This is a genomic window from Duganella sp. FT27W (assembly GCF_009295655.1).
GTDB lineage: Bacteria > Pseudomonadota > Gammaproteobacteria > Burkholderiales > Burkholderiaceae_D > Rugamonas > Rugamonas zoogloeoides.
On sequence record NZ_WHIV01000001.1, the window covers coordinates 140,946 to 162,865 of the forward strand.

Annotated in this window: 13 protein-coding genes; 6 read left to right on the forward strand and 7 right to left on the reverse strand. The window is 65.9% G+C overall.

Going from position 1 to position 21,920, the window contains the following annotated elements:
- Positions 1-127 precede the first annotated feature (127 nt).
- Complete coding sequence (locus F8197_RS00660; protein ID WP_152879148.1) at positions 128-2,329, forward strand: OsmC domain/YcaO domain-containing protein; 2,202 nt, start codon at positions 128-130, stop codon at positions 2,327-2,329.
- On the opposite strand, the gene F8197_RS00665 is transcribed toward F8197_RS00660, so the two are convergent.
- From F8197_RS00665 to F8197_RS00675, 3 genes are all read right to left on the reverse strand, one after another.
- The gene (locus F8197_RS00665; protein WP_152879150.1) at positions 2,326-5,430 is read right to left on the reverse strand and encodes an efflux RND transporter permease subunit; all 3,105 of its coding nucleotides are present in this window, start codon (positions 5,428-5,430) and stop codon (positions 2,326-2,328) included. The two genes, F8197_RS00660 and F8197_RS00665, sit on opposite strands and share 4 nt — an antisense overlap.
- Positions 5,427-6,722 carry an efflux RND transporter periplasmic adaptor subunit gene (locus tag F8197_RS00670; protein ID WP_152879152.1) on the reverse strand — a complete coding sequence of 432 codons (1,296 nt, stop codon included), beginning with the start codon at positions 6,720-6,722 and terminating at the stop codon, positions 5,427-5,429. The genes F8197_RS00665 and F8197_RS00670 overlap by 4 nt, the downstream gene beginning before the upstream one ends.
- Positions 6,723-6,806: 84 nt before the next feature.
- On the reverse strand, positions 6,807-7,424 hold the full coding sequence (locus tag F8197_RS00675; protein WP_152879154.1) for a TetR/AcrR family transcriptional regulator: 618 nt from the start codon (positions 7,422-7,424) through the stop codon (positions 6,807-6,809).
- Positions 7,425-7,516: 92 nt separating this feature from the next.
- On the opposite strand from F8197_RS00675, the gene F8197_RS00680 reads away from it, so the two are divergent.
- Entirely contained in the window at positions 7,517-9,082 is a 1,566-nt protein-coding gene (locus tag F8197_RS00680; RefSeq protein WP_152879156.1) for a TolC family protein, read from the forward strand.
- A 2-nt stretch (positions 9,083-9,084) separates the two neighbouring features.
- On the opposite strand, the gene F8197_RS00685 is transcribed toward F8197_RS00680, so the two are convergent.
- Complete coding sequence (locus tag F8197_RS00685; RefSeq protein WP_152879158.1) at positions 9,085-10,014, reverse strand: LysR substrate-binding domain-containing protein; 930 nt, start codon at positions 10,012-10,014, stop codon at positions 9,085-9,087.
- Positions 10,015-10,134: 120 nt separating this feature from the next.
- On the opposite strand from F8197_RS00685, the gene F8197_RS00690 reads away from it, so the two are divergent.
- Positions 10,135-11,148, forward strand: a complete 1,014-nt coding sequence (locus F8197_RS00690; RefSeq protein ID WP_152879160.1) for an NAD(P)-dependent alcohol dehydrogenase — start codon at positions 10,135-10,137, stop codon at positions 11,146-11,148.
- On the opposite strand, the gene F8197_RS00695 is transcribed toward F8197_RS00690, so the two are convergent.
- Genes F8197_RS00695 through F8197_RS00705 form a run of 3 tightly spaced genes read right to left on the reverse strand, consistent with a single transcriptional unit; the run spans position 11,132 to position 16,967 of the window.
- Complete coding sequence (locus F8197_RS00695) at positions 11,132-12,667, reverse strand: efflux transporter outer membrane subunit (protein ID WP_152879162.1); 1,536 nt, start codon at positions 12,665-12,667, stop codon at positions 11,132-11,134. The genes F8197_RS00690 and F8197_RS00695 overlap by 17 nt on opposite strands.
- Positions 12,664-15,786, reverse strand: a complete 3,123-nt coding sequence (locus F8197_RS00700; protein ID WP_152879164.1) for an efflux RND transporter permease subunit — start codon at positions 15,784-15,786, stop codon at positions 12,664-12,666. Before F8197_RS00700 ends, F8197_RS00695 begins: the two co-directional genes overlap by 4 nt.
- A complete protein-coding gene (locus F8197_RS00705; protein ID WP_152879166.1) occupies positions 15,783-16,967 on the reverse strand; it encodes an efflux RND transporter periplasmic adaptor subunit in 1,185 nt (394 codons plus the stop codon). Before F8197_RS00705 ends, F8197_RS00700 begins: the two co-directional genes overlap by 4 nt.
- Positions 16,968-17,097: 130 nt before the next feature.
- Here F8197_RS00705 and F8197_RS00710 point away from each other — a divergent pair, with 130 nt between their 5' ends.
- The 3 genes from F8197_RS00710 to F8197_RS00720 all read left to right on the forward strand — a co-directional run bounded on the left by F8197_RS00710 (position 17,098) and on the right by F8197_RS00720 (position 21,894).
- Entirely contained in the window at positions 17,098-17,775 is a 678-nt protein-coding gene (locus F8197_RS00710) for a response regulator transcription factor (protein WP_152879168.1), read from the forward strand.
- Positions 17,768-19,153 (forward strand): sensor histidine kinase, encoded by a 1,386-nt coding sequence (locus tag F8197_RS00715; RefSeq protein WP_227012001.1) that lies wholly within the window; start codon positions 17,768-17,770, stop codon positions 19,151-19,153. The genes F8197_RS00710 and F8197_RS00715 overlap by 8 nt, the downstream gene beginning before the upstream one ends.
- A 155-nt stretch (positions 19,154-19,308) precedes the next feature.
- Positions 19,309-21,894 (forward strand): bifunctional aconitate hydratase 2/2-methylisocitrate dehydratase, encoded by a 2,586-nt coding sequence (locus tag F8197_RS00720; protein WP_152879170.1) that lies wholly within the window; start codon positions 19,309-19,311, stop codon positions 21,892-21,894.
- Positions 21,895-21,920 lie beyond the last annotated feature (26 nt).

Here is a 21,920-nt window from a genome sequence, read left to right on the forward strand (position 1 = left end):
AGGTCTGTTGCAAGTGCCACCGCGCTGCCGCCAGCTGACGCTTGTCCCTACGCAAACCCCGCAGCCGCGCCGATTTGACCGATAATGCTGGCTATCTCATTTTTAGCACCAGAATTGGAAGCCTCCCATGGAAATCAAGGTCAACTTTCTCGACAAGCTGCGGCTCGAAGCCAAGTTCGATGATTTTACGGTCATCGCCGACCAGCCCATCCGCTACAAGGGCGACGGTTCGGCCCCCGGCCCGTTCGACTATTTTTTGGCGTCGTCTGCCCTGTGCGCAGCGTATTTCGTGAAGTTGTATTGCAATACGCGCAATATCCCGACCGAGAATATCCGTCTCTCGCAGAACAACATCGTCGATCCGGAAAATCGTTATAAACAGATCTTCAAGATCCAGGTCGAGCTGCCGGCCGATATCTCCGACAAGGACCGCCAGGGCATCCTGCGCTCGATCGACCGCTGCACCGTGAAAAAAGTGGTGCAGGAAGGCCCCGACTTCGTGATCGAAGAAGTGGCCAATCTCGACGCCGACGCGCAAGCGCTGCTCACGCTTAACCCGGATGCCGCCGCCCGCACCTTCATTCCGGGCAAGGACCTGCCGCTCGAACAGACCATCGCCAATATGTCGGGCGTGCTGGCCGACCTGGGCATCAAGATCGAAATCGCCTCGTGGCGCAACATCGTGCCCAACGTGTGGTCGCTGCATATCCGCGACGCCCATTCGCCGATGTGCTTCACCAACGGCAAAGGCGCCACCAAGGAAAGCGCGCTGGCCTCGGCGCTGGGCGAGTATATCGAGCGCCTGAACAACAACCACTTCTACGCCGGCAGCTACTGGGGCGAAGACATCGCCAACGCCGATTTCGTCCACTACCCGAACGAGCGCTGGTTCAAGCCGGCCCGCCGCGACAAGCTGCCCGCCGAGATCCTCGACGACTACACGCGCGACATCTACGACGCCGACGGCGAACTGCGCGGCTCGCACCTGATCGACACCAACTCCGGCAACGCCGCACGCGGCATCTGCGCGCTGCCGTACACGCGCCTGTCCGATGGCGAGACCGTGTACTTCCCGTCCAACCTGGTGGAGAACCTCTACGTCAGCAACGGCATGAGCGCCGGTAACACGCTGGTCGAAGCGCAGGTGCAGTGCCTGTCCGAGATTTTCGAACGCGCCGTCAAGCGCGAAATCCTCGAAGGCGAAATGGCGTTGCCGGACGTGCCGCAGGAAGTTCTGGCCAGGTACCCGGGCATCGTGGCCGGCATCAAGGGACTGGAAGAGCAGGGCTTCCCGGTGCTTGTAAAAGATGCGTCGCTCGGTGGCGTGTACCCGGTCATGTGCGTCACGCTCATGAACCCGCGCACCGGTGGCGTGTTCGCCTCGTTCGGCGCCCACCCGAGCCTGGAAGTGGCGCTCGAACGCAGCCTCACCGAACTGCTGCAAGGCCGCAGCTTTGAAGGCCTGAACGACCTGCCGCAGCCGACGTTTGCCAGCGAAGCGGTGACGGAACCGAACAACTTCGTCGAACACTTCATCGATTCGAGCGGCATCGTCTCGTGGCGCTTCTTTAGCGCCAAAGCCGACTACGATTTCGTCGACTGGGACTTCTCGGGCAAAGGCGAAAATTCCAACGCCGAGGAAGCGGCCACGCTGTTCGGCATCCTCAAGGACATGGGCAAGGAAGTCTACACGGCCGTGTACGACGACCTGGGCGCGGTGGCCTGCCGTATCCTGGTGCCCGGCTACTCGGAAGTCTATCCGGTGGAAGACCTGGTCTGGGATAACACCAACAAGGCGCTGCTGTTCCGCGAAGACGTGCTCAATCTGCACCGCCTGGACGACGACGCGCTCGAAGCGCTGCTCGAACGCCTGGACGACAACGAGCTCGATGAATACGGCGACATCGCCACCCTGATCGGCATCGAGTTCGACGAGAACACAGAATGGGGCCAGCTCACCACGCTGGAACTCAAGCTGTTGATCAACCTGGCGTTGAAAAACTTCGACGAGGCCAAGGAACTGGTCGAGTCCTTCCTGCAGTACAACGACAACACGGTCGAGCGCCGCCTGTTCTACCAGGCGCTCAACGTGGTGCTGGAAGTGGAACTCGACGACGACATGGACCTGGAAGACTACGAAGTCAACTTCCGCCGCATGTTCGGCGACGCGCGCATGGACGCGGTGCTCGGCTCCATCGCGGGCACGGTGCGCTTCCATGGCCTCGCGCCAACGAGCATGCAGCTCGAAGGCCTGGAGCGCCACGCGCGCCTGATCGACAGCTACAAGAAGCTGCACGCGGCGCGCGCGAAGGCGGCTGCGCGCGCCTAGTGGTGTAACACCGGCGCTGTCCCACCGGTCGGCGCCGCATCCGGCGCCGGAGGCGCGATCTTGAACCAGATCGCATACATCGCCGGCAGGAACACCAGCGTCAGCACGGTGCCGGCGATGGTGCCGCCGATCAGCGTATAGGCCAGCGTGCCCCAGAATACCGAGTGGGTGAGCGGGATGAACGCCAGCACGGCGGCGAGCGCGGTCAGGATCACGGGCCGCGAGCGCTGCACCGTCGCTTCCACCACCGCGCGGAACGGATCGAGCCCCGCCTTCTGGTTGTCGTCGATCTGGCCGATCAGGATCAGCGTGTTGCGCATCAGGATGCCCGACAGCGCGATCAGGCCCACCAGCGCATTGATGCCGAACGGCTGCCCGAACAGTATCAGCGTCGGCACCACGCCGATCAAACCCAGTGGACTGGTGAGGAACACCATCACCATCGCCGCGATCGAGCGCACCTGGAAGATGATGATCAACAGCGTAATGGCCAGCATGATCGGGAACAGCGGCAGCATGGCTTGGGTAGCCTTGCCCGATTCCTCGATCGAACCCGCTTCAACGATGCGGTAGCCACTGGGCAGCCTGGCGACGATCGGCTGCAGCTGGGCGGTGATGGCGCCGGAGACGTCCGGCGGCTGCAAGCCGTCGGCGATATCGCCGCGCACGGTCATCGTCGGCACGCGGTCGCGGCGGCGCACCAGCGGTTCTTCGAACTTCACGTCCACCGTGCCCACCTGCGAGAGCGGAATGCGCTGGCCGTCGGCGCCCGATAGCGTGAAGTCGGCGATGCGGGCCGGGTCGAGCCGGTTGTCGCCGGCCGAGCGCGCCATGACCTGCACGGTGCGGATATCTTCCCGCACGGCCGTCAATGGCAGGCCATTGAGCAGGAATTGCAGCTGCTGCGCCACTGCGGTGGAAGTCAGGCCCACCGCCTGCAGGCGATCCTGCTGCAAGGTGAAGTGCAGCGATGGTGTGCGCACGCCCCAGTCGTTGTTCACGGTGCGCATCATCGGGCTCGCCTCAAGCACATGCTGCACGTCTGCCGCGATGTCGCGCACCCTGGCCGGATCGGGCCCGCTCACGCGGTAGGCGACCGGGTACGGTGAGTACGGGCCGAACACCAGTTGCGTCACGCGCACCCGCGCTTCCGGCGCCAGCCCGGCGGCGACCACCTCGCGCAGGCGCGCTTTCAAGGCGTCGCGCTCGTCCTGGCTGTCGGTGCGGATCACGATCTTGGCGAACGACGGATCGGGCAGTTCCGGTCCCATGGCAAGATAAAAGCGCGGCGCGCCCTGGCCGATGTAGGCGGTGACGATTTTTGCTTCCGGCTGCCTGGCCAGCCATGCCTCCACCTTGGCGGCGGCGGCGCTGGTCTGGCCGATCGCCGTACCTAACGGCATCTGCACTTCGACCAGCACTTCGGGCCGATCGGAGACCGGGAAGAACTGTTTCTTGACCACGGCCATGCCGCCGATGGCCAGCGCGAACAGGCCCACCACGGCGCCGGCGACGACCCACTTGCGGGCGATCACGCGGCCCAGCAGGTCGCGGAAGCGCCGGTAGCGTGGCGTGTCGTACAGCGCTGCGTGGCCGCCTTCGACCTTCTTCAACTGCGGCAGCATCTTCACCCCCAGGTACGGCGTAAACACCACCGCCACCACCCACGACGCGATCAGCGCAATGCCGACGATCCAGAACATATTGCTGGTGTATTCGCCCGCCGATGAGCGTGCAAAACCATTGGGCATGAAGCCCACTGCCGTGACCAACGTACCGGCCAGCATCGGTGCGGCCGTGTGGCTCCAGGCATAGGCCGAAGCGGCAATGCGGTCGTAGCCTTCCTCCATTTTGACCACCATCATTTCGATGGCGATGATGGCGTCGTCCACCAGCAGGCCCAGTCCGAGGATCAGGGAGCCGAGCGTGATGCGATCGAAGTTCTTGCCGGTGGCGGCCATCACGATGAATACCACGGCCAATGTCAGCGGCACAGCGGCAGCGACCACGATGCCCACGCGCCAGCCCATGCTGACGAAACAGACCACCATCACCACCAGCAGCGCCACGAAGAACTTGACCATGAATTCATCGACCGCCGATCCGATATTGACCGCCTGGTCGGTGACCTTGGTCAGCCCCATGCCCAGCGGCAGTTCGGCGTTGATGGCGCCCACCTCCGTGTCCAGCGCCTGGCCCAGGTCCAGGCCATTCCAGCCGTCGCGCATCACGATGCCCAGCAACAGGGCCGGTTCGCCGCCGTTACGCAGGATGAAGCTCGACGGGTCTTCGTAGCCGCGCTTGACGGTGGCAATGTCCGACAGCTTCAAGGTGCGGCCCTGCACCACGATCGGTGTGTCCCTGATTTTTTGCAGCTGGTCGAACGCGCCGTCCACGCGGATGAACACCTGCGGCCCCCTGGTATCGACCGAGCCGGCAGGCGTCAACACGTTCTGGTTGTTCAGTGCGGCGAACACCTGCTGCGGCGCCACGCCCAGCGTGGCCAGGCGCTCGTGCGAGAACTCCACGTAGATGCGCTCCGGCTGCTCGCCGACGATATTGACCTTTTTGACCCCCGGCACGTGCAACAGGCGCTGACGCAGCGTTTCGGCGTCGCGCACCAGCAGGCGCTGCGGCTCGCCCTTGGCCTTCAGCGCGAACAGCGCGAACGTGACGTCCGCGTATTCGTCGTTGACCATGGGGCCGATCACGCCCTGCGGCAGGTTGCCCGCCTCGTCGCCCACCTTTTTGCGGGCCTGGTAGAACTGTTCCTGCACCTCGGCCGGCGGCGTGCTGTCCTGCAGTGTCAGCGTGGTGAATGCGAGGCCGGGGCGGGTGTAGGTTTCGCTGCGCTCGTACCAGCGTAGTTCCTGCAGGCGCTTCTCGAGTTTTTCCGCCACCTGGTCCTGCATTTCCTGCGCGGTGGCGCCGGGCCAGGCGGTGATCACGGTCATCACCTTGACGGTGAATGCCGGGTCTTCCGCGCGACCGAGCTTGAAGAACGAGACCACGCCCGCGACCGAGATCAGGAAGATCAGGAACAGGGTAATCGCGCGCTCACGCACGGCCAGCGCGGAGAGGTTGAAGCGGCCCGCGCTCATTGTCTGGCTCCGGCGCTGGTAATTGGTGCAGGCGCAGCCGACGCCGCCGTCACTGCAGATGTAGCCGCCGTTGCGGCTGGCGGAGCCGCTGCGAATACCGGTTCTGCGACCAGCCGTACAGCTTGGCCTTCGCGCAGCAAGTGCGCGCCCAGCGCCACGATGCGCTCGCCGGATTTGAGCGGACCGGTAACGATAGCGACGTCGTCCCCCAGGCGCTGCACTGCCACCGGCCGCCACGTGACCTGCGCTGGCTGGCCCTGGACCAGCCACACGCCCGGACCCTTGCCAGCGTCGTGCAGGGCGCCCATCGGTACTGACCACGCGCTACTTCTTGCCTGCTTGTCAGTGCTGGAGCCGGCCTTCGTCGCCGATTTGGTGTCACCCCCCTCGGCGGTGGCGGCCGACCCGACAGCCGAATTACCTGCTTCATTGGCCGCTGCCGGTGTCGCATCGGGCAGCTCAATCGTAACGGTCGCACCCAGTGGCGCGGCGGCCAGCGCCCCTTCCAGTACGTATCTCGCTTCGTAGGTGCGGGTGGCGCGGTCGGCAGTGTCGGACAACTGGCGCAGGCGTGCCGGCACTGCCTGTCCGGTCTGTCCGAACAGCGTGGCCAGCCCGGTCGATCCCAACCGGGGGCGCAGCGTCTCGGGCAGCGCGATCACGGCTTCGCGGCTGCCGGCGCGCGCCAGGCGCACCACCGGCTGTCCGGCGGCCACCACCTGGCCCGGTTCGGCCAGGGTGTCCATGACGATGCCGTCGGCATCGGCCACCAGCTCGGCGTAGCGGCTGGCGTTGCGCGCCACTTCGGCCTGGGCTTCGGCTGCCTTCAACTGCGCATTCGCGGCGTCTGCGGCTGCCGCCACCTGGTCATAGGCGGAGGCGGAAATGGCGCCGGTGCCGCGCAGGTCGCGGTAGCGCGCCTCGTCCTGCGCGGTTTGCCGGGCGCGCGCCCTTGCTGCGGTGACTGCTTCCAGTTGGGCGCCGGCAGCCAGTTTCAGGTCGACCGGATCGATGCGCATCAGCACCTGGCCACGTTTTACGTGCTGGCCCGTATCGACCAGCCGTTCGAGGACTTTGCCCGCGACCCGGAACCCCGGTTCACTCTGGACGCGGGCGGCGACGGTGCCGGTAAACGTCCGCGCGCCGCGTGCGGCCTCGCTGAGCGTGGCGGTGCGCACCAGTGGCGCTTGCGTGCGTGGATCGGAGGGGGCCGGCTTGTCGCAGCCCGCCAGCAGCAAGGCGGGCAGGCAAACGGCGGACAAGGCAGCGGTGGCGACAAGACGGCGAGGCATAGAAATCCCGTGAGTGAACAAAACAGGATTTCATTTTGAGACTAGTGACCAAATATGTCAACGGTCACAATCGATTTAAGAGTGTCATCTCGACAAGCTTCGCAGCACCAGGCTCGATAGCTGGGCCGGTGCGTGGTCAACGGAGTCGAAGCTGTATTGCAGCAGCAGCGGATTGAGATACGGCCGCAGCACCAGGTAGATGGCGCTCACCGTTTCGTCCAGCGGCGTCTTGCGTTCGAAGTCTTCGTTCTCGCGGCCCAGGCGCAGGATGTCGGTCAGGATGCCCTGGATGCGCAGCTCGTAGCGCTGCGCGGAATCCCATCGCTCCGAGGCGGCCGAGGAGGCGATGTCGAACAGCTTGCGGTCCTCGAAAAACAGCCGCATGCTCGATGCCACGATGGTCTTGAACAGGCGGCGCAGCTTCTCGGGCGCGCCGTCGGCGCCATCGACGGCAGTGCGGACGTCGGTCTCGATCTCGCACAGGCAGGTGGCGCAAATCTGTTCGCCGATGGCCTGCTTCGATTCGAAGAACTTGTAGATATAGGCCTTGGAAAAACCGATCGCCTTGGCCAGGTCGGAGACCGTGGTCTTCTCGTAGCCGTACAGGCGGAAATGGGCGGTGGCGGCGCTGACGATCTGGTCGCGCACGTCATGGTCTGCCGGGCCCCGGGTCGGGCCATGGTTGATGTTTGCAGTAGTCATGGCCGACAGCTTAACCCCCATCCCCGATTTTCACAATAAGTGACTAAATCATGATATAGTCACTCTCATCTTTTCTTCTTTAGTGAACTGCCATGAACCCGATCCGACCATTGATTGCGCTGGCGGCAGCCTGTTTTGTGACAGGCTGCGCCACCGCTCCGGCCGTGGGGCCCGACTATGCGCGCCCCGATCTGCAACTGCCGCAGCATTACCTGACCCCTTCCACGGAACCGTCGGCCGACCTGTCCCGGTGGTGGCAGCGCTTCGACGACCCGCAACTCGACCAGCTCATTACGCTGGCGCTGGCGCAGAATCTCGACCTGGCGCAGGCGGCGGCCCGGGTAGCGCAGGCGCGGGCCGGCCTTGGCGCCGCCCAGGCGGCGCTGCTCCCATCGGCGAACGTGAACGCCCAGGCCGCGCGCGCCTACCAGTCGGTGGAAACGCCGCTGGGCCGGGTGCTCGATTCGCAGCCGGGATTTGACCGCTATGGCAGCGCCTACGAAGCAGGCGTCGGCGCCGGTTGGGAAATCGACCTGTTCGGCGGACTGCGGCGCGGACACGAGGCGGCACTGGCCGAGTACGAGGCGTCCGCCGCTGGCGCTGCCGCCGCCCGGCTGGCAGTGGCCGCCCAGACTGCCGACACCTACATCACCTTGCGCGGTCTGCAAGCGCGGCTTGACATTGCGCGCCACCAGGTGCGCACCCAGGAAGACCTGCTGGCCACGCTCAAGCTCCTGCTGGACAAGGGCCTGGTCCCCGAGCTGCAAGTGCACCAGGTGGAAGGCGCGCTGGCGCAGGTGCGTTCCTCGGTCCCGGTGCTGGAAGCTGCGCAGGATACCGCCATGAACGCGCTCGACGTCATGCTGGGCAGCGCACCGGGTACGCATCGTGCGCAACTGGCGATGCCAGGCGCGAATGCAGCAGGCCATGCGGCCTCAAATTCAGCTGCAAATCCAGCTGCAAATCCAGCTGCCAATCCGGCGGAAAATACAGCTGCAATTCCGCTCACGATCGCGAACGCAATCCCGGTGGCGGCGCTCGTCATGGCCACTGGCGCCCCGGGCGACCTGCTGCGCCGCCGCCCCGACCTGATCGTTGCCGAGCGCCGGCTGGCCGCGTCCAATGCACGCATCGGCATGGCAATTGCCGAGTTCTATCCGAAGTTTTCACTGAGCGGGATGATCGGCAGCGCCACCGCCATCTCGGGCGGCAACCTGTTTACCAGCGGCGCCAGCGAAGCCTCGGCCGTGCTGGGACTGCGCTGGCGCCTGTTCGACTTCGGCCGCATCAACGCCCAGATCGCCCAAGCGCGCGGGCAGGAGGCCGAAGCACTGGCGGCCTACCGCCAGTCCGCACTGCGCGCCACGGCCGACGTGGAAAATGCGTTGACCGACATGAATCAGCGCAACCGCCAGGCCGCCACGCTGGAGCAGGGCGTGCAAGCGTGGCAGCAGGCACGCCAGGCGTCGTTTTCCGCTTACCAGAAGGGCGTGGTGAGCCTGATCGAGGTGCTGCAGGCGGACGACAAGCTGCTGCAGGCATCGGACCTGCGCGCGCAGGCGCAAGCCGAAGCAGCGCGTGCCGCAGTGGCGGCATTCAAGGCGCTCGGCGGCGGTTGGCAGACTGCGTCGGAAGCCGAGGCCGTGGCGCAGCGTTAAGCTCAGGGAGCCGGCGAGCGCGCATCGAAGATGTCCGGCCGGTTCTCGGCCAGCGCCACCAGGGTATCGACGGCCACCCTGACTTTCGGCTGCAAATGCCACGTCTTTTGCCACAGCACGTGGATCGGCATCGTGCCGCCGCTGATGTCGGCCAGCACTTGCACCAGGGCGCCGGTGCGCAACGCGTCGCCCGCCAGCCAGACAGGAAACTGCGCCAGGCCGCAGCCGGCCAGCGTGGCTTGGAGCAGGGCGTCACCGTCGGGCAGCTCGTGGCGCACCGGCACTTCGTGCGGGGCGATGGCGCCCGTTGCATCCTTCAACAGCCAGGTGGACCTGGCCGTGCGGCGCCAGCCTGCCAGGCAGTCGTGCGCGGCCAGGTCGGCGTGGCTGCGCGGCGTGCCCTTGCGCGCCAGGTAGGCGGGCGCTGCGCAGATCACCATGTGCTGGTCGCCCAGCCGGCGTGCGATCAAATCGGAATAGTCGCCCAGCGCGCCGATGCGCACGGCCAGGTCGATGCCTTCGGCAACCATGTCCACCGCCTGGTCGCGCAGCGTGAACGACAGGTCGAGTTTTGCGTGGTGCGCCGCCAGTGCCAGCAGCGGCGGCACGATGTGGCGCCGGCCAAACGTGGTGGGCAGGTCGATGCGCAGCCGGCCCACCGGTTCGCGGTGGCCGGTGGCCAGGAACGATTCGGCCTGGTCGAGTTCTTCCAGCACGCGCCGGCAACTGAGCAGGTAAGCCTCGCCCTCGGTAGTGAGATCGATGCGGCGCGTGGTCCGGTGCAGCAGCTGCACCCCCAGCCGGGCCTCCAGCCGCGAGATGCTTTTGCCGACGGCGGAACCGGTCACACCCAACAGCGCCGCTGCGGCGCTCATGCTGCCCTTGTCGATCGCGAGGACGAACTCGCGGATGCCTGCAAAACGGTCTTCCATGGGATTGTGGACTTCGGGGATGGAAAGACTGGAATCATAGCTACTTACTGAACGCGAGGGAAGTAATTAGACTGCTTTCTCGTTGAGCACCAACCGGTCCTCACGCTACAGGAGAACACGATGAAGGCATGGCTGCTGAAAGATTTTGGTTTGAACAACCTGCAACAGGGCGAGGTGCCGACCCCGGTACCGCAGGCCGGCGAACTGCTGGTAAAGGTGGGGGCGGTATCACTTAACTTCCGCGACAAGGCGATTGTCGATGGCATCTACGAGCCGCACCTGGTGCCCAAGTCGCTGATCCCGGTCTCGGACGCGGTGGGCGTGGTGGTGGCCGCCGGCGTCGGCGTTACCCGCTTCGCCGTCGGCGACCGCGTCAACTCGCACCTGTATTCGCGCTGGATCGACGGTGAACCGGGACCCGACGAACCGGCCTACTGTTTCGGCATGCCGCTGCCGGGCGGACTGGCCGAATACATGATCATCCACGAAGACAGCGCCGTGCGCGCACCGCAGAACATGACCGACGAGGAAGCATCGACCCTGCCGATTGCAGCGCTTACGGCCTGGTATGCGCTGATGGACGTCGGTCGCCTGCAACCGGGCCAGACCGTGCTGGTGCAGGGCACCGGCGGCGTCTCGATCTTTGCCGCGCAGATCGCCGCCGCCCACGGCGCCCGCGTGATCGCCACGTCCAGCAGCGACGCCAACCTGGCCAAAGCGAAAGCGTTCGGCGTGAGCGACGGCATCAACTACCGCACCCACCCGGACTGGGAGCGCGAGGTGCTGGCGCTCACCGGTGGCAAGGGCGTGGACATCACCATCGACGTGGCTGGCGGCGCAGGCCTGAACCAGTCGGTGCAGGCGACCAAGGCTGCCGGCGTGATCGCCCAGGTAGGTTTCCTGACCGGGCAGACCACGCAGCTGCAACTGATGCCGGTGATCTTCCGCCAGACCACGATCCGTGGCATTGCGGTGGCGCCCCGCACCTCGTTCGACCGCATGAATCCTTTCCTCGACCGGCATGGCATCAAGCCGGTGATCGACCGGGTGTACGCGTTCGACGAGGCGGTGCAGGCGTTCGAGCACCTGGCCCGGGGACCGTTCGGCAAGGTGGTGATCAAGGTGGCGGACTGACAGCTGCGACGTCGGCGCCGTTATCCGTGCGATGCCACCAGCCGCCACCAAGCGCCTGGAACAGCGCCGCCGCGTCACCGAGCCGGCTCGCTTCGGCCTGGGCCAGCGCCAACTGCGCCTGCCACGATTCCTGCTCGGCGGCGATCAGGGCCAGCCGGTCCAGGTAGCCGTTGGCGTGCTGGCGCACAGCCAGGTCGCGCATGGTGTCGGCGGCGTCGCGGGCTTCCTGTGCCGCCGCCAGCGCGTCGTTGCCGGCGTCGATCGCATGCAGCACGTCGGCCACGTTCTGGTACGCCTGCGCCACGGCCGACTGGTACGCGGCCACGGCGGCGCGCATCGCTGCATTGGCGGCGCGCTCGCGGTGTTTCAGGGTGCCGCCGTCGAACAGCGGTTGCAGCAGGCTGGCGGTCACGTCGAAGAATTTACCGCTGTTCCAGAACATCTGGCCGAACTGGCTGGCCGCGCCGCCTGCCGTGGCGCTGATGGAAAACTGCGGCAGCCGCGCCGCGCGCGCCACGCCCGCCTGCGCGGTGGCGGCGCGCAAACCCTCTTCGGCCATGCGGATGTCGGGGCGCTGCTCGATCAGTTGCGATGGCAGCGACAGCGGCAGTTGCTGCGGCAGCTGGAACGACGCCAGCGTAAACGCCGGCACCGCGCCGCCGGGCGCCACGCCGGCCAGCACCCGCAGCAGTTCGCGATTCTGCTCGAACTGCAGGCGCAGCGGCGGCAGTTGCTGCCTGGCCTGGGCGGCGGCATTCTGCTGCGCCGCCAGTTCCTGGCGGGCCGTGTAGCCGGCATCGCGCTGGCGGCGCGCCAGCGCTACCGCCTGGCCGCTGGCGGCAATCATCTGTTCCACCACGTCGATCTGGCGCCGCAGCAGCGCGTCCTGGAATGCCGCCGCCGCGATGTTCGACGCCAGCGTAATGTAGGTCGCCTCCAGTTGCAGGCGCTCGGCCCGCTGCTGCGCCGCCAGCGAGGCCGTTTCCAGCCGGTTGGCGCCAAACACGTCGGGCGTGTAGCCCACCGTCAGCTGGGCGGTGTGGAAGTTGTACAGCACCGGTGCGGTGTACGGCGCCTTGCCGCCTTCGCTGGCGGGCGTGCCTTCTTTCGTGCTGATCACGGTGCCGTTCCCCTGGATGCCGGGCGAATTGCCACCGAGGTTGCCGGCCACCTTGTTGCGCGCCGGCGAGTAGCCCGCCTGCACGGTCGGATAGAAATAGCCGCGCTGGGCGAGCACATTTTCCTGCGCCGCCCGCAACGCCTCCTGCGCCTCGCGCACCGACGGATTGGCGCGGAATGCCTGCTCCACCAGGGCGTCGAGCGCCGGGGAGCGGAACAGCGTCCACCAGTCGCGCTGGATATCTTGTTGCAGCGCGTAGCGTGGCGCCGCTTCCGTGGTGGCGGGCGTGTCGGTATAGGCCGCCGGCAGTGCGATGGCAGGGCGTTTATGTTCGGGACCGACGCTGCAGCCGGCAGCCAGCAGCGCCAGGGCGCCGACGGTCAGTAAATGTTTGTTCATGGCGTGGCCGGGTCGGGAAGGGCAGGTTGTTCCGGTTCGGAGAAATTCCCGAACAGCTTGAGCGCCAACGGCAGCACCAGCAGGGTGAAAATGGTGCCGCTGATGATGCCGCCGACGATCACGCAGGCGAACGGGCGCTGGGTTTCGCTGCCGATGCCCTGCGAGAGCGCGGCCGGAAGCAGGCCCATGCCCGCCATCAGCGCCGTCATCAGGATCGGCCGCAGGCGCACCACCGCACCTTCGGCGATCGCCAGGCGCACGGCAGCGCCTTCGCGCACGCGCTGCATCACTTCTTCCACCATGATCACGCCGTTCTGCACCGATATGCCGGCCACCGCGATGAAGCCCACGGCTGCGGACACCGACAGGTGCAGCCCGCCGAGCGCCAGCGCCGCGAAGCCGCCGATCATGGTAAACGGCACCATGCCCAGCACCAGCGCCGCCAGCCGTACCGAGCGGAAGGCCCAGAACAGCAGCGAGAACATCAGCAAGATGGTGAGCGGGATGATCACCGCCAGGCGCTTGGTGGCGCGCTGCGAATTTTCAAACTGGCCGCCCCAGGTGATTTCGTAGCCGGCAGGCAGATGCAGCTGTTCGGCCACCTTGCGCTGGGCCTCGTCGATGAAGCTGCCCTGGTCGCGGCCCGACAAATTCATCTTGACGATCACCGTGCGCGAACCGGCTTCGCGCAGGATGCGCGAAACGCCCTGGCGGATCTCGATGGTGGCCACGTCGGCCAGCGCCACCGTGCCCGGGCCGTCGCCCACCCTGGTGCCCGGTACCGACAGTTGCAGCGCGCCGATGGCATCCACACTGGCACGGTCGGCCGCGCGGATGCGCAGCACCACGTCGAAGCGGCGGTCTTCCTCGAAGTAGCTGGTGACGGCGTTACCGGACAGCGCCTGCTCCACCAGCGCATTGACGTCGCCGACCGTGATGCCATAGCGCGCCAGGCGGGTGCGGTCGGGGGTGACCACCACTTCGCTCTGGCCGCCGATGCGCGTGGCATCGACGTCCACCGCACCGGGAATTTTCTCGATGATTTCCACCAGGTGCTGGGCGTGGTTTTCCAGGATGTTCAGATCGCTGCCGCTGATCTTGGCGACGATCTCACCGCGAAAGCCCGACAGCGATTCCTCCACGTTGTCCTGGATGATCTGCGAGAAGTTGGTGGTCAGCCCCGGTATCTGCGCCAGGCTGGCCGACATGCTGGCCACCAGCGCCTCCTTGTCGGCGAAGCGCCACTGCTTGCGCGGTGTGAGGTCCACCAGCGTTTCCAGGTTGTTCGGACCTTTCGGGTCGGAGCCGTCGTCAGGACGGCCGGCCTGGCTGATCACGTGGGACACTTCCGGATATGCCAGCAGCTTGGCGCGCACCAGGCGTTCGACATCCTTGGTGGTCTCCAGCGACGCCGACGTGGGCAGCGTGATGGTGAGCCAGATATTGCCCTCGTCGAGCTTGGGCATGAATTCGCTGCCGAGGCGCGGCGCCAGCGCAAACGCGATCACCACCGGGATGGCCGACAGCCATAATATCGGTTTTGCACGGCGCATGGTGCGTTCCAGCAGAGCGCCGTAGCGCTGCTGCAGGCGCTCGAGCCACGGCTTGTGCTTTTCGCTGAGCGGACGCTTTTCGATGGTGCGCGCCAGCAGCGTGGGCAGCAGTGTAAAGGTCAGCAGCACGGAACCGATCAGGGCAAATGTGAGCGTGAGCGCGACCGGCGTGAAGATTTTCCCTTCCACGCGCTGGAAGGTGAAGATGGGCACAAACGCGACGATGATGATGGCCTTGGAGAATAGCACCGGGTGCGCCATGTCGCGCATGGTCCGGTGCAGCACCTGCATGCGCGACTGCACCGAATTGATCTCGCCGGTACCCATCAGCGCCATGCGCACCATCAAGGCTTCCACGATCACCACCGCGCTGTCGATGATGATGCCGAAATCGACAGCCCCCAGCGAGATCAGGTTGGCCGACACGCCGTAGGCATTCATCAGGATGAACGCAAACAGCAGCGACAACGGAATCACGGTGGCGACGATCAGCGCCGCGCGCCAGTTGGACAGGAAGATCGCCAGCACCACAATCACCAGCAGCGCGCCGATCACCAGGTTTTCCGCCACCGTGAATACCGTGTGTTTGACGAGATCCGTGCGGTCGTAGATCGGCACGATTTTTACTCCGGCGGGCAGGCGCTTTTCCAGCTGCGCGATGCGCTCCTTGAGGTCGGCGTTGATCTTGGACGGATTGCCGCCCTTGGTCATGGTGACGATACCTTCCACGATGCTGTCGCGCTGGTCGGCGCCGACGATGCCGAAGCGCGGGCGCTCGCCCGTTTGCACCTTCGCCACGTCGGCCACCGTGATGGCGCGGCCCTGGCGCGCAGCGATCACCACTTTTTCGATATCGGCCAGGCTGGCGTACAAGCCGGCCGAGCGCACGATCAGCGTGGCGTCGCCCAGGCTGGCCAGGCCGCCGCCGGCGTTGCCGGTGCCCTGGCCGATGGCCTGTTTGAGCTGGTCGAGCGTGACCTGGTACTTGCGCAGCAAAAACGGGTCGGCCTCCACCTGGTATTCGCGGATGGCGCCGCCGAAGCTGGTGATGTCGGCCACGCCCGGCGTCATGCGCAGCGCAGGGCGGATAGTCCAGTCCTGCAGGGTGCGGATCTCGGTTTCCGACAGGCCCGGCGCGTCGATGGTGTAACGATAGACTTCACCCACGGCCGTGGACAGCGGCGCCAGCTCGGGCTTGACGCCGTCGGGCAGGTCGGCGCCGGCCAGCTTTTCGATCACCTGCTGGCGGGCGAAATAATTGTCGGTGTCGTCGGCAAAGGTGAGGGTGACGATGGACAGCCCGGTCATGGTCACCGAGCGCACGTTGGTCAGACGCGGAATGCCGGCTACTTCGCGCTCGATGGGCAGGGTGACGGTGCGCTCCATGTCCTCGGGCGCCTGGCCGGTCTGTTGCGAGATCACCCGTACCTGCACGTCCTGCACGTCGGGGAAGGCTTCGATGGGCAGGTTCGACAGCGCGTAAAAGCCGAAGCCCGTCAACGCCGCCACCAGCACCAGCACGAACACGCGCTGGCGCAGCGCGAACACGATCAGGCGGTCGATCATGGCGCGTTCCCGGCGCGCGCGCTCATTTCGGCGTCGAGCAGCAGGGCGCCGGTGGTGACCACGCGCTCGTTTTCATCCAGACCCTTGCCGACATAGCTGCTGTCGCCGCCGCGCGTGAGCAGCGTGACCTGGCGCCGCTGGTAGCGGCCCGGCGCGGTCTCCACGAACACATAGGTGTACAGGCCGCGGTTGACCAGCGCGCCGTTGGGTACGCGCACCGCGTGGCCGCTTTCCTGCAACAGCGCGGCGCGCACGAACATCTCGGGCAGCAGCTTGCCGGCGGCGTTGTCGAGCCGCGCGCGCACCACCACGCGGCGCGTGTCGGGATCGACCGCCTGGCCGCGCTGCATGACGGTGGCGGTGAAATGCTCGCCGGGATACGCATCGCTTTCCACGTCCACGCGCACGCCGGGGCGCACCTGCGCCACCAGCGCTTCGGGCACATCGATCAGCAGCCACAGTTTGCGCGGATCGGTAACCACGAACAGCGGCGAGGATGAATCGGGACCCACTTCCAGCGCGGGCGTGATCGCGCGCTCCACCACCACGCCGGCAATCGGGCTGACGATTTCGAGGCGCTGGCCGCGCACGCGCATGCCGGCCGCGTTCAGGTTGGCCATGCGCTGGCGGGCGCGCGCCGATTCCGCTTGCGCTTCCACCAGGTCGGCTTCCGCCGCTTCCAGCTCGCGCCCGGCGATGCCTTCGCCCGCGCCCAGCACCCGTGCGCGCTCGACCACCAGACGCTTGCGCGCCTCGTCGGAGCGAGCCTTGTCCACGTCGGCCTGCGCGGTGCCCAGTTCCGGCGCGTCGATCTCGGCCAGTAACTGGCCGGCACGCACCTGTTCACCGAGCGCCGCCTTTACCAGCAACACGCGGCCGGCCAGGCCGGAGCCCAGGCGCGCGGTGGCGTCTTCGTCCACGACCAGGCGCGCGTTCAACGCCGCCCCCATCGGCACCGGCAGCGCCGGCATGGGCTGGGCGCGCAGCATGTCCAGTTGCGGGGCGCCAGCCGCGAAGCGCAATTCCTGCGTGCCGTTGGCGACTGGTGGCGGCGCGGCTGACGCGGTTGACGTTGTGGCGACGCTCTTGGCCTGCGTGGGCTGCGACCACAGGTAAGACCCCGACACCGCTGCTGCTGCCAGCACCAAGGCGCCAGCTCCCATCCAGTACTTGTTCTTCATCGGTTTTCCGTTGGTTCCGGCCCGTCCCGTCAAACAGGGCGGCCTCGGTTACAATGCGCGGCGTAGTGCCAGCGTTGCGCCGCATGTTACTGGCGCTACCTTGCCTGAACCTTGCCCTCATAGATTGCCGATGCCGCTCCTGATTGTTGAAGACGACCGCGAACTCGCGCATGGCCTGTGCAGCTCACTGGCCCAGTCGGGCTACGCCGCCGATGTTGCCGCAGACGGCCGCGCGGCGATGGCCGCCTGCGCTGCCAACACCTACGACCTGGTGATCCTCGACCTGGGTCTGCCCGACATGGACGGCCTGGAAGTGCTGCGCCGCCTGCGCGCGGGCGGCCTGGCCGCGCCGGTGCTGATCCTAACTGCGCGCTTCGATCTCGACGACCGCGTGTCGGGGCTTGATGCCGGCGGCGACGACTACCTGGCCAAACCGTTCGAGCTGCCCGAACTGGAAGCGCGGCTGCGCGCGCTGCTGCGGCGCGGCCTGCCGCAGGTGTCGCGTGTAAGTTTTGGCGATATCGATTTCGAACCGGCCACGCGGCAGGCGAGCGTGCATGGTCGCGAGCTGGGGCTGACCGCTGCCGAAGCCACGGTGCTGGGAATGCTGCTGCGCCGCCCGGGCCGGGTGGTGAGCAAATCGCAGTTCGTCGATGAACTCTACGACCATGCCGACGAGAAGAATCCCGCCATGATCGAAGTGTTCATCAGCCGCCTGCGGCGCAAGCTGGCCGACGCGCAGTCCGACGCGATGATCCGCGCCTTGCGTGGCCTGGGCTACCGCATCGAGGCTGGCGCCCATGGTTAATCTGGCGCGCCCGAGTTTGCGGCGCCGCCTGCTGCTGCACCTGTCGGTTCCTTTGCTGCTGGTGCTGGCGCTGGGCGCCGTCGGCGGCATGGCCATTGCGCGCCACGTGGGCAATGTGGTGCACGACCGCTGGCTGCTCGATTCGGCCATGACGCTGGCCGCGCAAGTGAAGGCGCAAGACGGCCATGTCGCACTGGCGCTGCCGCCGGCGGCCATCGAAGTGCTGGAGTGGGACCGGGTGGACCGCATCTACTGGCAGGCATCGTCCACGCGGCAGGGGACCTTGCTGCGCAATGCCGCATTGCCGGCGCCGCCGCGAGCACCGGCTCTGAACCAGCCGCGCTACTACGACGCGACCGTGAATGGCACCAGCGTGCGCGTGGTGGCGCTGGAGCAGGCCGCGCCCGGCGGCGTTGACGACACCGTGCGCATCCTGGTGGCCGAGACCATGCAAAAACGCGAACACATGGCCGGCAAGCTACTGGCGCAATGGGCGCCGCTGCAAATCGCGGTGCTGCTGCTGGCCGGCGCCTTCATCTGGCTGGCGGTCACCCGCAACCTGCGCAAGGTGGACAGCATTGCCGCCAGCCTGGGCACGTACGACGCCGACAGCCTGGTGCCGATCGCCGACACTGACCGCATGCCGGTCGAAATCGAACCGCTGACCACTGCCATCAACCGCCTGATCCTCAAGCTGAGCGAAGAACAGGCGCTGCAAAAGCGTTTCATCTCGAACGCCGCCCACCAGTTGCGCACACCGCTGGCGACGCTGCAAGTGCAAACCCAGCGCGTGCTGCGCGAGCACGACCCCGTCAAACACAACGACGCGCTGGGCGATGTCGATCGCGCGGTAGGCCGGCTGCACCACGTCACGCAGCAACTGCTGACATTGATGCGCTCCGAGCGTGAAGGGGAAAAGCACCTGCGCCACGTGCCGGTGGACCTGGCCGCGCTGGCGCGCCACGCAGTGGAGCGCTGGGCCGACAGCGCGCTGGCCAAAAATATCGACCTCGGTTACGAGGGGCCGGACCAGGGCGTGATGCTGGCGGGAGAACCGCACCTGCTGGGCGAACTGCTGGGCAACCTGATCGACAACGCCATCCGCTATACGCCGGTCGGCGGCACCGTGACGTTAGCGCTCGCCGAACACCCGTTGCGGTTGACGGTGGAAGACGACGGCCCCGGCATCCCCGCACACGAACGGGCGCTGGTGCTTGAACGCTTTTACCGTGGCAGCAACAGTGACGTGGCCGGCGGCTGCGGCCTCGGCCTGCCGATCGCCCGCGAAATCGCCGCCCGGCATGGGGCAAAACTGCGGATCGAGGCGGGGGCGCAGGGGCGGGGAACGCGGGTGGTGGTGGAAATGATAACGGTTTGAGGCGCGATGGCATTTGATTTGTTGCTATGGAGATGCAAACGCCGCGACGTCTCCTATTATATGTCTTATATAAGACTCGTTGAGGTACAATAGTGGCCGGAACAGGTGAAATTGGCCTGCTTCCTTCCGCTATCCACCCTGAATGAGAGTTTTTCATGCTAGCTGCCTACCGCCAGCACGTCGCTGAACGTGCATCCCTCGGGATCCCTGCGTTGCCTTTGTCCGCCGCTCAAACGTCGGACCTGGTCGAACTCCTGAAGCATCCGCCAGCCGGCGAAGAAGAATTCCTGGTCGATCTGATCACCAACCGCGTACCGGCCGGCGTCGATGATGCCGCCAAGGTCAAGTGCGCGTTCCTGGCCAGCGTGGCCAAGGGTGCGGAAACCTCGCCGCTGGTCTCGCGCGAGCTGGCGACCCGCCTGCTGGGCACCATGCTGGGCGGCTTCAACATCAAGCCGATGATCGACCTGCTCGACGATCCGGTCGTCGGCGCCATCGCTGCCGAAGGCCTGAAAAAGACCTTGCTGATGTTCGATTACTTCCACGACGTCAAAGAGCTGGCCGACCAGGGCAGCGCACGCGCTCAGGAAGTACTGCAATCGTGGGCCGACGCCGAGTGGTTTACCTCGCGTCCGGAAGTACCGCAAAGCCTGACCATCACCGTGTTCAAGGTCACCGGCGAAACCAATACCGACGACCTGTCGCCGGCACCGGACGCCACCACCCGTCCCGACATTCCGCTGCACGCGCTGGCGATGCTGAAGAACCCGCGTCCCGGCATCAACCCGGAAGAACCGGGCAAGATCGGCCCGTTGAAACAGCTCGAAGCGCTGAAGGCCAAGGGCCACCTGGTCGCCTACGTCGGTGACGTGGTCGGTACCGGTTCGTCGCGCAAGTCGGCTACCAACTCGGTGCTGTGGTTTACCGGCGAAGACATTCCGTTCATCCCGAACAAGCGTTTTGGCGGCGTGTGCCTGGGCACCAAGATCGCTCCGATCTTCTACAACACCATGGAAGACGCCGGCGCGCTGCCGATCGAACTCGATGTCACGCAAATGGAAATGGGCGACGTGGTCGAACTGCGTCCATACGACGGCAAGGCACTCAAGGATGGCGTGGTGATCTCCGAATTCACCGTCAAGTCGCCCGTGCTGTTCGACGAAGTGCGCGCCGGTGGCCGTATTCCGCTGATCATCGGCCGTGGCCTGACCACCAAGGCGCGTGAAGCGCTGGGTCTGCCGGCCTCGACCTTGTTCCGCCTGCCGCAAAACCCGGTCGATAGCGGCCGTGGCTTCTCGCTGGCGCAAAAAATGGTCGGCCGTGCATGCGGTCTGCCGGAAGGCGAGGGCATTCGTCCTGGCACCTACTGCGAACCGAAGATGACCACCGTGGGCTCGCAAGACACCACCGGTCCGATGACCCGCGACGAGCTGAAAGACCTGGCATGCCTGGGCTTCTCGGCCGACCTGGTGATGCAGTCGTTCTGCCACACCGCCGCCTACCCGAAAGTGGTGGACGTCAAAATGCACCGCGAACTGCCAACCTTTATCGAAAACCGTGGCGGCGTGGCACTGCGTCCGGGCGACGGCGTGATCCACTCGTGGCTCAACCGCCTCTTGATGCCCGACACCGTCGGCACCGGTGGCGACTCGCACACCCGTTTCCCGATCGGTATCTCGTTCCCGGCCGGCTCGGGCCTGGTGGCGTTTGCCGCAGCGACCGGCGTGATGCCGCTCGATATGCCGGAATCGGTACTGGTGCGCTTCAAGGGCACCATGCAACCTGGCGTCACCCTGCGCGACCTGGTCAACGCCATTCCGCTGTACGCGATTCGCCAGGGCATGCTGACGGTGGACAAAAAGGGCAAGAAGAACATCTTCTCCGGCCGCATCCTGGAAATCGAAGGACTGCCGCAGCTGAAAGTGGAACAGGCGTTCGAACTGTCCGACGCGTCGGCCGAGCGCTCCGCTGCCGGTTGCACGGTGCACCTCGATAAAGAGCCGATCATCGAGTACATGACCTCGAACATCACGCTGATGAAGTGGATGATCGCCAACGGCTACCTCGACCAGCGCACGCTGGAGCGCCGCATCAAGGCCATGCAGGCCTGGCTGGACAAGCCGGAACTGCTGGCGCCGGACGCCGACGCCGAATACGCCGCCGTCATCGAAATCGACCTGGCCGACATCCACGAGCCGATCGTCGCCTGCCCGAACGACCCTGACGACGTGAAGACCCTGGCCGACGTGGCCGGCGCCAAGATCGACGACGTATTCGTCGGTTCGTGCATGACCAACATCGGCCACTTCCGCGCCGCCTCGAAGGTCCTGGAAGGCAAATCGGACATCCCGGTACGCCTGTGGATCGCGCCGCCGACCAAGATGGACCAGCAGGTGCTGACCACCGAAGGCCACTACGGCACCCTGGGCCGCACCGGCGCGCGCATGGAAATGCCGGGCTGCTCGCTGTGCATGGGTAACCAGGCGCAGATCCGCAAGGGCGCGACCGTAATGTCCACGTCCACCCGTAACTTCCCGAACCGCCTCGGTATCGAAACCAATGTGTACCTGGGGTCGGCCGAACTGGCGTCGGTCTGCTCGCTGCTGGGCCGCATCCCGACCCGCGAAGAGTACATGCAGCACACCGGCGTGCTCGATGCGAATTCGGCCGACATCTACCGCTATATGAACTTCGACAAGATCGAGGAATTCAGCTCGGTGGCCGATACCGTGAACGTGTAACGATTGCGTGATCGAAAAAACCCCGA

Coding starts and splice junctions, on each gene's coding strand:
- F8197_RS00675 (WP_152879154.1), bottom strand. CDS start 7,424: ATGACTACTGCAAACATCAACCATGGCCCGACCCGGGGCCCGGCAGAC.
- F8197_RS00695 (WP_152879162.1), bottom strand. CDS start 12,667: ATGAACAAACATTTACTGACCGTCGGCGCCCTGGCGCTGCTGGCTGCC.
- F8197_RS00685 (WP_152879158.1), bottom strand. CDS start 10,014: ATGGAAGACCGTTTTGCAGGCATCCGCGAGTTCGTCCTCGCGATCGAC.
- F8197_RS00690 (WP_152879160.1), top strand. CDS start 10,135: ATGAAGGCATGGCTGCTGAAAGATTTTGGTTTGAACAACCTGCAACAG.
- F8197_RS00665 (WP_152879150.1), bottom strand. CDS start 5,430: ATGAGCGCGGGCCGCTTCAACCTCTCCGCGCTGGCCGTGCGTGAGCGC.
- F8197_RS00660 (WP_152879148.1), top strand. CDS start 128: ATGGAAATCAAGGTCAACTTTCTCGACAAGCTGCGGCTCGAAGCCAAG.
- F8197_RS00700 (WP_152879164.1), bottom strand. CDS start 15,786: ATGATCGACCGCCTGATCGTGTTCGCGCTGCGCCAGCGCGTGTTCGTG.
- F8197_RS00680 (WP_152879156.1), top strand. CDS start 7,517: ATGAACCCGATCCGACCATTGATTGCGCTGGCGGCAGCCTGTTTTGTG.
- F8197_RS00720 (WP_152879170.1), top strand. CDS start 19,309: ATGCTAGCTGCCTACCGCCAGCACGTCGCTGAACGTGCATCCCTCGGG.
- F8197_RS00710 (WP_152879168.1), top strand. CDS start 17,098: ATGCCGCTCCTGATTGTTGAAGACGACCGCGAACTCGCGCATGGCCTG.
- F8197_RS00705 (WP_152879166.1), bottom strand. CDS start 16,967: ATGAAGAACAAGTACTGGATGGGAGCTGGCGCCTTGGTGCTGGCAGCA.
- F8197_RS00715 (WP_227012001.1), top strand. CDS start 17,768: ATGGTTAATCTGGCGCGCCCGAGTTTGCGGCGCCGCCTGCTGCTGCAC.
- F8197_RS00670 (WP_152879152.1), bottom strand. CDS start 6,722: ATGCCTCGCCGTCTTGTCGCCACCGCTGCCTTGTCCGCCGTTTGCCTG.